7 protein-coding genes are annotated in these 12,329 nt (G+C 61.6%); 4 read left to right on the top strand and 3 right to left on the bottom strand.

The window, feature by feature from the left end; genetic code table 11:
• The first annotated feature begins 11 nt into the window (after positions 1–11).
• The 4 genes from ABGT65_RS05175 (at position 12) to ABGT65_RS05160 (ending at position 5,140) form a co-directional block, all read left to right on the top strand.
• Complete coding sequence (locus ABGT65_RS05175) at positions 12–245, top strand: hypothetical protein (protein ID WP_346700283.1); 234 nt, start codon at positions 12–14, stop codon at positions 243–245.
• A gap of 14 nt (positions 246–259) precedes the next feature.
• Positions 260–1,582: an ABC transporter permease gene (locus tag ABGT65_RS05170; RefSeq protein ID WP_346700281.1), complete on the top strand. Its 1,323-nt coding sequence runs from the start codon at positions 260–262 to the stop codon at positions 1,580–1,582.
• Between the two features lie 167 nt (positions 1,583–1,749).
• Complete coding sequence (locus tag ABGT65_RS05165; RefSeq protein ID WP_346700279.1) at positions 1,750–3,012, top strand: phosphoglycerate kinase; 1,263 nt, start codon at positions 1,750–1,752, stop codon at positions 3,010–3,012.
• Between the two features lie 91 nt (positions 3,013–3,103).
• On the top strand, positions 3,104–5,140 hold the full coding sequence (locus ABGT65_RS05160) for a M13 family metallopeptidase (protein WP_346700277.1): 2,037 nt from the start codon (positions 3,104–3,106) through the stop codon (positions 5,138–5,140).
• An 81-nt stretch (positions 5,141–5,221) separates the two neighbouring features.
• Here ABGT65_RS05160 and ABGT65_RS05155 read toward each other — a convergent pair whose 3' ends face one another.
• From ABGT65_RS05155 to ABGT65_RS05145, 3 genes are all read right to left on the bottom strand, one after another.
• Positions 5,222–8,788: a two-component regulator propeller domain-containing protein gene (locus ABGT65_RS05155; protein ID WP_346700275.1), complete on the bottom strand. Its 3,567-nt coding sequence runs from the start codon at positions 8,786–8,788 to the stop codon at positions 5,222–5,224.
• A gap of 237 nt (positions 8,789–9,025) precedes the next feature.
• Positions 9,026–10,498, bottom strand: coding sequence for a sialate O-acetylesterase (locus tag ABGT65_RS05150; protein WP_346700274.1), 1,473 nt, complete (start codon positions 10,496–10,498; stop codon positions 9,026–9,028).
• A 17-nt stretch (positions 10,499–10,515) separates the two neighbouring features.
• Entirely contained in the window at positions 10,516–12,264 is a 1,749-nt protein-coding gene (locus ABGT65_RS05145) for a right-handed parallel beta-helix repeat-containing protein (protein ID WP_346700272.1), read from the bottom strand.
• Positions 12,265–12,329: the final 65 nt, after the last annotated feature.

Below are 12,329 nucleotides of genomic sequence, written 5' to 3'. Positions count from 1 at the left end.
ACCGGAGCACCATGGAAAAGCAGAACGGAGAGACCGGACAACGGAACCCGAAACGCCTTACGAAAGCCGCCGCAGGGACGCTCGCAGGCCTGTGTCTGGGATTCGGCATGTACGGAGTGGTCCACGGCCTGAGAACGGAGGAGAGCACATTCCGGCTCATCCTCTCGTCCATCACGCTGTGCTGCGGCATCCTGCTGCTGCTCCGCACCCGGGGAGACCGGAAAACAGAAGAGAAAGAGAATTGAAAAAAACAGACGCCATGTCCAACATACCCATCATTATCCAGCGCGAGTTCAACGAGCGCGTGCGCAAAAAATCCTTTATCATCAGCACGATCCTGATGCCCGTCCTGATGATCGCCCTGATGGCCGCCCCGGCACTCATCATGGAGTATTCGCGCGGCGAACAGAAGACGATCGCCGTGATCGACGAGAGCGGGCTGGTGGCCCCACGGCTCGAAAGCGACGAAGAGATCCGTTTCGAGTCCACCGACCTCTCGACCGACGAGGCCCGCAGGGAGTTGACCGACCGCTTCGGCATACTCTACATCGGGCAGGACATCCTCGAAAACCCCTCGAACGTGCGGCTCTACGCCAATTCGTCGTCGTCGCTCTCCGTCGAGAGCAGCATCACGGACCAGATCGAGAAGGTGCTCGAAGCCGAGAAGCTCAAGGCCTACGACATCGAAAACCTGCAGCAGATCCTCGACGAGGTGAAGACCACGGTCACGTTGCAGACCTTCCGTAACGACAAGTCGCAGGAGGAGGACACCCAGGCGCAGTCGTCGACCGTGGCCACGGTACTCGGCTACATCCTCGGGTTCGTCCTCTACATGTTCCTGCTGATCTACGGTTCGATGGTCATGCAGTCCGTGATCGAGGAGAAGAACAACCGCGTCCTGGAGGTGATGGTCTCGTCCGTGAGGCCCTTCGACCTGATGCTCGGGAAGATCCTCGGCGTGGCGGCCGTCGCCGTGGTGCAGATCCTCATCTGGGGCGTGCTGATCGTCGCCGCAGGGGGCTTCGTGCTGCCCCACCTGATGCCCGCCGAGGCGATGGCCGGTGTCCAGGCCATGCAGCAGGGCGTTCCCGACGCCGCCGCGATGAGCGGCATGGACCCCGAGGCGATGCAGGCCCTGGCCGCCATGACCGACCTGGGTTACATCCTCAAGATCTTCGGCTGTCTGCTGCTGTTCGTCTTCGGGGGCTACCTGCTCTATTCGGCGATGTTCGCCGCCGTGGGTTCGGCAGTCGACAACATTCAGGACGCCTCGCAGCTGCAGATGCCCATCACGCTGCCGATCATCCTCGCCCTGCTGATGATGCTGGCCGTCATCAAGGACCCCAACTCCCCGATGGCCTTCTGGTTCTCGATCATCCCCTTCACGTCGCCCGTGGTGATGATGGCCCGCATCCCCTACGACATCCCGCTGTGGGAGATCCTCCTCTCGCTCGCGGTGCTCTACGGCTCGTTCGTGGCGATGGTCTGGTTCGCGGCCAAGATCTACCGCGTGGGCATCTTCATGTACGGCAAGAAACCCACCCTGAAGGAGCTCTTCAAGTGGGTGCGGTACAAATATTGACACCGGTCTTCCGGGGCGGATTTGCCGCTCCGGAAGATTTGTTTTTACCGGGCGTTTGTTTTTTCTGTTATCGGAATAACAGATTTACTGAAAATTTTTCGTAACTTTGTCGCCGATACGGGATTCACGGAAAAAATTTCTACAAAATACTTAAATCTCAAAGAGCTATGATTTCGATCGACAACTACGATTTCAAAGGCAAACGCGCGATCATCCGCGTGGATTTCAACGTGCCCCTGAACGAGAAGGGCGAAGTAACCGACGACACGCGCATCCGCGCCGCCATGCCCACCGTCAAGAAGGTGCTCTCCGAGGGCGGTTCGGTGATCCTCATGTCGCACATGGGCCGTCCGAAGAAGAACCCCGATCCGAAATACTCGCTTGAGCAGATCATCCCGGCCATCGAGAAGAACCTCGGCACGAAGGTCCTCTTCGCCGGTGACTGCATGGGCGAGAAGGCTGCCGAAATGGCCAAGGCCCTCAAGCCGGGCGAAGTGCTGCTGCTCGAAAACCTGCGTTTCTACGCCGAGGAGGAGGGCAAACCCCGCGGTCTGGCCGAGGACGCCACCAAGGAGGAGAAGGATGCCGCCAAAAAGGCCCTGAAGGAGGGTCCGCAGAAGGAGTTCGTCAAGAAACTCGCTTCGTATGCCGACTGCTACATCAACGACGCCTTCGGCACGGCTCACCGCAAGCACGCTTCAACCTATCTGATCGCCAAGCACTTCCCCAACGACAAGATGTTCGGCTACCTGATGGAGAAGGAGGTCAAGGCGATCTCGTCGCTCATGGAGGCCCCGCAGCACCCGTTCTGCGCCATCATCGGCGGCTCGAAGGTCTCGACGAAGATCGGCGTGATCAAGGCCCTGATCGAGAAGGTCGATTCGATCGTCATCGGCGGCGGCATGACCTACACCTTTGCCGCAGCCCAGGGCGGCAAGGTCGGCAACTCGATCTGCGAGCCCGACATGTTCCCCGTAGCCCTGGAGATCCTCGAACTGGCCAAGCAGAAGGGTGTTCAGCTGGTGATGTCGCCCGACGCGCTGATCGCCGACGCCTTCTCGGCCGACGCCAACACCTCGACGGCTCCGGCCGACAACATCCCCGACAACTGGGAGGGTGTCGACATCGCCGATGAGGGCAAGAAGATCTTCCGCGAGCACATCCTCGGCTGCAAGACGATCCTGTGGAACGGCCCGGTAGGCGTCTTCGAGATCGACAAGTTCGCAACCGGCTCGAAGGAGGTGGCGCTGGCCATCGCCGAGGCCACGAAGAAGGGCGCCTACTCGCTCATCGGCGGCGGCGACTCGGTGGCCTGCATCAACAAGTTCGGACTGGCCGACCAGGTATCCTACATCTCGACCGGCGGCGGCGCCCTGCTCGAATATATCGAGTTCGGCACGCTGCCCGGCGTAGAGGCCATCCGCGAATAGGAGGCCCGGAATCGGAACAAGCAATTATCCCGAAGCGGAGATTTCCGGAGCTCCGGAAATCTCCGCTTCTCATCAAAAACCCGAACAACGCATGAAACGTATCATCCTTTTAGCAGCAACCGCAGTCTGTATGGCAGCCTGTCAGAACAACAATACGAAAACCCCGGCCATCGACCTCACGAATTTCGACCTGTCGGTAGCCCCGAACGCCGACTTCTACCAGTATGCCACGGGCGGCTGGCAAAAGAACAACCCGCTGAAGCCCGAATTCTCGCGCTACGGCTCCTTCGACGTCCTGCGCGAAAACAACGAAAAGCGCATCAACCGGCTCTTCCAGGAGATGGCCAAACTCGAAACCGCCCCGGGAAGCGTCGAGCAGAAGATCGCGGACCTCTACAAGATGGGGCTCGACTCCACACGCCTGAATGCCGAGGGCGCCGCACCGCTGGCTGCCGACCTGCAGCTCGTCGAGGGGCTGACCGACCGCAAGCAGCTCCCGGAGGTGCTTGCCCGGATCCACATGGCGCTGGCCAATCCCTTCTTCGGCATCGGCGTGATGGCCGACTTGATGGACAGCAACGTCAACACGCTCTACGTGGCCCAGTCGGGCCTCTCGATGGGCGACCGCGACTACTATGTCGACCCGGAGAACGCCTCGATCAAGGAGGCCTACAAAAACTACCTCGTGCAGCTCTTCACCCTCTGCGGGTATGATGCCGAAGCCGCCGCACAGGCCGCCGCCGACGCCCTCGAAGTAGAGGACTCGCTGGCCGAGGTCTTCTTCTCGAACGTCGAGCAGCGCGACATCCCCGCGCAGTACAACCCGATGACGCGCGCGGAATTCGCCAAAGCCTACGACGCCATCGACTGGGATGTCTACTTCGAAGGGATGGGTCTGGCCGACGCCGACCGCATGATCGTACAGCAGAAGCGCGTCATGGAGCGCGTCAATACGCTCTTCAAGACCCTCCCGCTGGAGAAGATCCGCCACTACCTGGCCGCCCAGATCATCGACGGCGGGGCTTCGTCGCTGAGCGACGATTTCCAAACCGCGTCGTTCGAGTTCTACGGCCGCACGATGTCGGGCCAGCAGGAGCAGAAACCCCGCTGGAAACGTGCCATGTCGGTGCCCAACGGACTGCTGGGCGAGGCCGTGGGTGAGATGTACGTGGCGAAATACTTCCCCGAGAAGGACAAGCAGCGCATGACGGAGCTGGTGAAGAACCTGCAGACGTCGCTCTCGCAGCATATCGCCGACCTCGACTGGATGTCGGATGCCACGAAGGCCAAGGCGCAGGAGAAACTGAACTCGTTTACCGTGAAGATCGGCTACCCGGACAAGTGGAAGGATTATTCGACACTTGAGATCGATCCGACGAAGAGCTATTACGAAAACCTGCGAAACGCCGGGATCTGGGCCACGAAGGATAACCTCGAAAAGTACGGCAAACCGGTCGACCGGGCCGAGTGGGGGATGACTCCGCAGACGGTAAACGCCTACTACAACCCGACGACGAACGAGATCTGCTTCCCGGCCGCGATTCTGCAGCCTCCATTCTACAACCCGGATGCCGACGATGCGGTGAACTATGGCGCCATCGGCGTGGTGATCGGCCACGAGATGACCCACGGATTCGACGATCAGGGGCGCCAGTTCGACAAGGACGGCAACATGAACAACTGGTGGACCGAGGAGGATGCCGCCGCCTTCCAGGCCAAGACGGAGATCCTGGTCAAGCAGTTCGATGCCATCGAGGTGCTCCCGGCCAAGGGCGACCAGCCGGCGCTGCACGCCAACGGAGCGCTGTGTCTGGGTGAGAACATTGCCGATCAGGGCGGTTTGCGGGTGGCCTATACGGCCTACCGGAATTCGCTCGCAGGCAAGGAGGCCCCGGCCCCGATCGACGGCTTCACCGATGCCCAGCGCTTCTACCTGGCCTACGCCACGCTCTGGGCCCAGAACATCCGCGACGAGGAGATCGCGCGTCTGACGAAGCTCGACGTACACTCGCTGGGCAAATGGCGTGTGAATGCCACGCTGCGCAACCTGCAGGACTTCTACGACGCCTTCGGGATCACCGACGGTGAGATGTTCCTGCCCGAGGAGGAGCGCGTGATCATCTGGTAGGACACAGCCTTCCTTCAAACACGAAGCAGCGGAACCCACACGGGTTTCGCTACTTCCGTTTTACGGTCCGACACCACACCGCTACTCCTTGCGGTAGCGCTCCATCCATTCGGTCGGGAGGATGCCGTACTGCGTCTTGAAGCACTTGGCGAAATAGGAGGTCGAGGTGAAACCCACCATGTAGCAGATCTCCGTCACGCGGAGGTTGTTCGGCGCTGCGAGCAGCTCGGCGGCCATCTTCAAGCGGATCGTACGTAGCAGTTCGTTGGGCGTGGTCCCGGCCAGGGCCTTGATCCGCGAGAAGAGCAGCGTGCGGCTCACGTTCACCGCATCGGCGATATCCTCGACGGTCATGCCGGCATTCGAGATGTTGTCGGTGATGTAACGGTTTACCTGCTCCATGAAGCGCGAACCGCCGGGCAGCGACTGCTCCTCGAAGGGCATGTAGGGCATCTTCGAATACTTCAGCCGCAGCTGTCGGCGCAGTTCGATGAGCGCGCGGATCTGCTCTCCCAGGCAGTTCGCCGACTCGGGGTTCTCAAAGAAGACATCGGCACCGGCCCGGATGCCGCGAATCTTTTCGGCGTCCGACCCGCCCACCTCCAGCAAAATGACCGGGAGGTGGTTCAGTCCATTGTCGGCACGTATCGCCTCGCAGAGCCCGATGCCGTCGGGCTCGCCGGCGAGCCGCACCTCAGCGACGACGGCCGAGAAGCTGTGCGTGCGCAACTCGTCGAGGGCTTCGCGCGCCCGGGTCACGCATCGGATCGAATAGTCGTCCGAAAGGTGGCGCAACAGGAAGTCGGCGCTATCGCGCTCATTCACAACAAAAAGAATCCTCGGATGAAGGGGGGGGGACCCGTGCGTCCCGGAAGCGTTGGAATCGGCCGCAACGTTCGCGGAAGCCGGCTCCGCAGCTCTGCGCGACAGCGCGGCCCGCGCGCCCTCGATCTCGGAATACTTCAGGTTCGAAATTTGCTTGACAATTTGCAGCAGACGGTCGCAGTTCTTGCGGACAATACCCAGATCCTCACGGATGCGTTCGGGGTCGGAAACCTGCTGGGCGATGGCCTCGACGGGGGCGGAGATCATGGCCACGGGCGTCTGGATATTCCGGGCGACCTCGTCGAAGAAGGCGACCTTGGCCTCCAGCAGGTCGAGTTTGTTCTTGCGGGCGATGGAGGCGATCTGCTCGCGGTGGGCACGGACAATCTTCCGGCGCAGAAGGTAGCCTCCGAAGCCGAGGGCCGAGAGTCCCAAGAGCACGTAGAGTCCCACCATGCCCTTTCCCAGCCACCACGGAGGCAGAATCCCGACAAGCACCTCGGCCTCCTCGCCGAACTGCTCACCGTTGTTCGACGCGCTGACGACAAAGCGGTAGGAGCCCGAGGGAAGATTCGTATAAGAGACGTGCTGCACGCCCGACGTCTCCTCGGGATCGGAAACGAGCCACTCCCGGTCGAAATTCTCCAGCCGGTAGCGGTATACGGTCCGCAGCGGCGACGAGAAATTCAGGGCGATGAAATCGAGGCTGAACGACCCCTTGCGGCTACGGAAACGCACGCTGCGCTGGCAGTCGATCGTCGAGGAGAGGACCTTCCCGTCGAGCGGCACCCGCTGGTTGAAGAGTTTGAAGTCGGGGAAGACGACGGTCAGGCGCGCGGAGTTTTCGCGACGCGTGAAATCGTAGGGATAGAAGCGGTTGATGCCGGTGTTGCAGCCGACGTAGATGTGGCCCGTGGAGGACTTGATGCCGGAGTTGGTGTTGAAGATGTTGGCCAGCAGTCCGTCCTCGGAGGTATATTTGTAGATCTTTTTCTGCGCGTCGCGGCAGCTGAACTTCAGCAGTCCCCGGTTGGTCGACAGCCACAGGTCGCCGCCGTCCTGGATGATCTGGAAGACCGCGCAGTTACCGTAGGTCGTGTCGTCGAAGACCCTTGCCAGGCGGTCTTCGGCGATGTCATACCGGCAGAGGCCGTGACCGTGGGTTCCGATCCAGAGGTGATCGTTCTCCACAGCCAGGCAACTCACGAAATCCGCCAATCCGTAACGGGCGTCCCCCGAGAAGAAGGCGAACTCCCCGCCGTCGACCGAGTAACGGATCAGCCCGCGGCTCTGCGAAGCGAACCACACCTGCCCGTAGCGGTCCTCGCAAATGTCCACCACATCGCTGTTGTGGCCGAGGGGCAGCAGGGACTCGATCCGCTGCGTGTCGTCCTCATAGCGGCAGATGCCCTCCTTGGTCCCTATCCAGAGCGTGCCGCGCGAGTCGCGCATCACGGAGTAGACATCGAGATCGTCGGTCCCGTCCTCGGTCCATGCGAAATGTTTCACGTCGCGGCTTTCCCGGTCCATCCGGTAGAGGCCGTTCCCGAAGGTCCCGATCCACAGCCACGGCCCGTCGACGGCCACGGCATGGATGTTCAGCGACGGATTCGCCGGATCGACGACCACCGGCACGTAGCTCTCCTCGCGGGGGTCGTAGAGGCTCAACCCGCCGTCGTCGCTCCCGATCCAAATGTTGCCCCGGGGATCCTCGCAGAGCTTACTGATGACGCGGCCGCAGCCGGGCCCGGGCTCGATCGTCTCGAAGAGCGGCCCGAGGGGCGAGATGTAGTTGATGCCGCCGAACCAGGTCCCGATCCAGATGCCGCCCTCACGGTCCTTGAGCATCGAATGGATGAACTTGTCGTTCAGCCGTCCGTTGCGGTTGCTCGTCCCGGCGTCGAGCTGCACAAAGCTGCGGTCCTTGGCGTCGAACGAGACCAGTCCGCACTCCGTGCCCATCATCAGTTCGCCCGGGACATACTCGATCAGTTCGCGCACACGCCCGTACGACGTCCCGGAAGGCGGATAGTTACCCGTGAAGGTCTGCCTCGATAGTTCGAACTTGTAAAGCTCGCCCTCGCCGCCGCCGATCCAGATATCCCCGAAGGAGTCCTGGCACAGGGAGCAGATCCGGCCGATGGGCTTGTGCGTCAGCGTGTCCTCGACCCGGTAGGTGGTGAACTTGTTGGTCTCGGGATTGTATCGGCTCAGCATGGGACCGCCGCCCGAGGCGACCCACAGCTGATTTCCGGCGGTGAGCAGGATCTTCACGATCACATCCGACGTAAAGGTCTCGGGGCACGTCTCGCTATCGTAGCGCTCGACACTCCCCGTGCGCAGGCTGTAGCGGAACAGCCCGTCGCCGATGGTCCCGATCCAGATGTTGCCCACGCGGTCCGAGACGAGCGTGTAGACCTGCAGGTTGCGCAGCACGACCCCGTTGCGCTCGATCGGCACCGGGACGAAGGACTCGTCCTTCGGATCGTAGATGTAGACGCCATCGGAGGTTCCGACCCAAATCCGGTCGCTGTTCATGAAGTTCTCCCCGCAGAGGCTATAGATGCAGTTGGTTCCCAGGCAGTCGGGAATCCGGTAGTCGGAACGGTAGTTGGTGAAGTCGCAGGAGTTGAAGCGGTCAAGTCCGTCGGAGGTCCCAACCCAGACGTAGCCCTTGTCGTCCTGATAGAAGCAATGGATCGTATTCGAAGAGAGGCCGTCGTTGTCGGTATAATAGCGGAATTTGCACTCCATACCCACTCCCGTGCGGCATGCCAGGCATAAACCGCACAACCACACCGCCCGCAAAATTCCGAGTTTCATAGCGTCTCTTTCGGCCCCGGGAGGATGAAAGACGGCGGCAACGGGCCACCGCTTCCGGGGACAAGTATCAAAGATAAATCCTTTCGTTCAAAAATGCAAATTTCGGACCCCGGACCCCGGATCGCACGACGTTGCGGCGCTACGACGCTGCGGGGAAAAGGTCCGGAAGGCCGGGAAACGAAGCGCCGCACGGGAGCTTCCCGTGCGGCGCCTGTCGCCGGAGCATGCGGCGGTCCGTCAGCGGATCTCCCCGATGTCGTCCACCGGCCAGGAGTCCGTCCGGAACGGGACCAGCGGCTGCCCCATCGTCGTCACCACATTGGCCTCGAGACAGTAGTTCCGGAAGGCATACCGAACGGCAACCGGTTCAGGCACCTTGTCGGAACGTACCTCGATCTTGTTCTCCCACCAGACGAGACTGGCCTGCGCCGGATAAAAAACCCGGTCCTCACCGGCGATCTCGAACCCTTCGGGTCGAAACGCCCCGGTCTCCGAGTATCCCACAAAGCTGTCAGGCTGGTTCCATGTATTACGGGCCGACAGATTATTAAAACTCAAAACCAGTTTGTCTTCACTGCGTTCCATCGACTTGTAGGTCGGCGCCGGGGCCGGCAGCCCCTCGATGCTATAATCGTTGGCCAGAGCGAGGAAAGCCAGGCGCATGCCGACCTCGCGTTTCCGTTTGGGATGGATGCAGACCGGGTTGCCAAGGTCGGTCGTTGCGGCGATGCCCGAACGGGGAATCTGAGACATGGCACGGTACTGCGCCTCAATCACCAGCGGCAGCGAGCGCAAATTGTCGCCCTCGTAACGGTAGGGGGCCAGCTGCGTAAAATAGAACGGCATGTCGTCATTGCCCCACGTCTCGCGCCACAGCTTGACGAGCGAGACCTGCAACGCACAGTAGTCGTACCAGTTCCTGCGATTCGACTCGCCCTGGTACCAGATAAATCCTTTGGCCGTATAACGGCACACGGGGAGAATCATGCCGTTGTAGAGACGCTGGGGAATGCTGTTGTCGTAGATGCCCGATTTCGCCACCTCGTAGTCGATGCCGGGCGTGGCGTCGATCGACTCCTCGGTCATCCAGGCCTCGATCGTCGAGCCGCCCCAGTTCGGGGTAATCAGGCCGATGGGGATGCCGAGAATCCGGTTGAGCGTCTGCCCGAAGAAGTAGCCCACGGCACTGAAGGCACTGACCGCCGCCGGGGTCGAGCACTCCCAGGCGGCCTCGCAGTCCTCGCGGGGAGTCTCCGACGAGACCTTCGGGACGGTGAACATCCGGATCTCGGGGTAGTCGCACGCCCCGAGGATCGCCTCGACACTCCCCTCCACGGGCTGGTACATGAAGCCGCAGACGGGCATCTCCATGTTCGACTGCCCGGAGCAGATCCACACCTCGCCCAGCAGGACATTCTCAAGGAGAAGCACCTCTCCGTCGCTCACGCGGATCGTGTAGGGGCCGCCGGCCTCGCCCGTGGCAATCTTCAGCGACCATTTGCCCGCAGCGTCGGAGCGGGCCTCGTAGCTACGGCCGTTCCACGAGGTGGTGACGCGCACCTTGCTGTGCGGCGACGCCTCGCCCCAGAAGTTCACTTCGGTGTTGCGCTGCAGCACCATGTTGCTCCCCAGTACCGCCGGAAGGCGGATTTCGGCCGAAAGCCGTGCGGCGGCCATCAGCGCCAGGACCGCCAGAATCAGACGTTTCATAGCTGTTCCATATTGTTTCAGGGTTCGTAGACGACCTCTTTTTCGACGTTCACATGGTCGCAGTCATCGGTGATGATGCAACGCGTCTCCCCTCTCGTATAGGGGTAGTCGCGGGTGAACTCGACCCGGTTGTCGGCCGTGAAGGAGAATCCGTCCACACAATAGACGTTGATGATGCGCGGGTCGAAGACGCGGAAGGTGTTGCCCTCGACGCGGACGTTGCGGTGGTAGCGGCTCTCGCCTCGCTGGGGAATGCCGCTGCCACCGGCGATGCAGGCCGAGCCCCAGGATCTGCATCCGTAGTTGCCGTTCTCGAAGACGTTGTTGCGGATCAGCACGTCGCGCACGCCCGATTGCTCGTACCAGTAGTTCGCGTCGCCCTCGAAAAGGATCGCCGCCCCCGCGATGTGGAAGTAGTTATCTTCAATGACCGTCCGGCCCCGGGAGCCCAGCAGCAGGCCCCGAGCACGGTTGCCGCGCATCCGGCACCCCTTGATGAGCACGTCGGGATACTCGTCGTCGGCCGCCACCACATGCGGCGGCCGGACCTCCGCGGGCAGGGGTTCGGTGAAGGTCACCTCGGAATAGACCTTGTTCAGGCGCTTCACGGCGCGCACCGTACGCCGGGCGTAGGTCTCGATGTTCTCGTTGTCGACGAACTCCAGCGTCATGCCCGGGACGATGAAGTCCACGCCGTACTGCCCCGAGTTGCGCCAACGCAGCAGCAGCCGGTCGGGGGCCATCACGCTGTCGACGACCATGTAGAGTCCGTGGATGTTCGTCGCATCGTCCTTCTGGTTCTCGAACACGCAGTCGAGCATGCGTATGTAGCCCGCACAGTTGACATAGTGCGTGGCATCGGCCGTGATGCTGATCATGCGGCCCTTGCCCGGGGCCGGAACGACCGACACGCGGTTGAGTTCGATGTCGCGGCTACGCTGTGCGATGACGCCCATGCCGCCGCAGTGGTAGATGTTGACGTCGCGGAGCGTCACGCCCGAGCAGTCGGAAAGGGTGAAGGCCGGGTTGTAGCGCGCGGCGGCGCCGAAGACCATCACGTTGCCGACCGTGGCGGTGAGGTCCTCGCGCAGGATGCGCACCGTACCGTCGGACCTGAGCTCGGCGGGAATCGTCGAGCCCGAGAGCCAGTAGTCGTGGACCTGGAACGCCGGCTCGCGCTTCACGGCGTCGAACTCCAGCAGGTTGGAGAAGGGGTAAACCGTGCCTTGCTCGTCGTAGAACTGCAGGCAGCCGTTGACCGTCCGGAAGCGGTACTCCTCGGGGAAGCGGATGTCGAGCCACCCCTTGCCCTTGCCGACGACCACGCCCTCGGAGTTGAACGTGCGGGTGAAGTCGATCGACAGGTCGCGGATCGTCACGTTACGGCATCCCTCAAGGTTGAACGGCGAGATGAAGCCCGTGAAGAGCAGCTCCGTGCCGTTGCCCTCGATCGTGAGGTCGTGCAGGCCGCAAAGGTCGAAGGCGATGCGCTTGAGGCTCTCGTCGTTGTTGCTGATGAACTGGTACTTTTCGACCGCCAGGTCGGGACGCATATGCAGCGTGCTGCCCGGAAGCACGAGCGATGTGGCACCCACCTCGGCACAGCGCTCCAACGCCGCACGCAGCGCGGGTACAGCGTCGGTCTGGGCGGCCTCGGGAGTGAGGAAATCCTGCAGGTAGACAATTTTGTCGGTTTCGCTTGACGCACAGGCCATCATCATACAGGCTGCAATAAGCGCGCTGACCGTTGTCCGGAATCTTTTCATGGGATGTTTGGGTTCAAAGGGTTTTCAGGAAGAGGGTTTTCAATAAAAGGGTTCGGGGTTCCGGA

Origin of the sequence: uncultured Alistipes sp., from assembly GCF_963931675.1 — a bacterium.
GTDB lineage: Bacteria > Bacteroidota > Bacteroidia > Bacteroidales > Rikenellaceae > Alistipes.
This window is presented reverse-complemented; position numbering and strand designations above follow the sequence as displayed.

Bases quoted from the DNA above. Each gene is read 5' to 3' on its own strand.
- ABGT65_RS05175 (WP_346700283.1), top strand. From the start codon at position 12: ATGGAAAAGCAGAACGGAGAGACCGGACAACGGAACCCGAAACGCCTT.
- ABGT65_RS05170 (WP_346700281.1), top strand. From the start codon at position 260: ATGTCCAACATACCCATCATTATCCAGCGCGAGTTCAACGAGCGCGTG.
- ABGT65_RS05165 (WP_346700279.1), top strand. From the start codon at position 1,750: ATGATTTCGATCGACAACTACGATTTCAAAGGCAAACGCGCGATCATC.
- ABGT65_RS05160 (WP_346700277.1), top strand. From the start codon at position 3,104: ATGAAACGTATCATCCTTTTAGCAGCAACCGCAGTCTGTATGGCAGCC.
- ABGT65_RS05155 (WP_346700275.1), bottom strand. From the start codon at position 8,788: ATGAAACTCGGAATTTTGCGGGCGGTGTGGTTGTGCGGTTTATGCCTG.
- ABGT65_RS05150 (WP_346700274.1), bottom strand. From the start codon at position 10,498: ATGAAACGTCTGATTCTGGCGGTCCTGGCGCTGATGGCCGCCGCACGG.
- ABGT65_RS05145 (WP_346700272.1), bottom strand. From the start codon at position 12,264: ATGAAAAGATTCCGGACAACGGTCAGCGCGCTTATTGCAGCCTGTATG.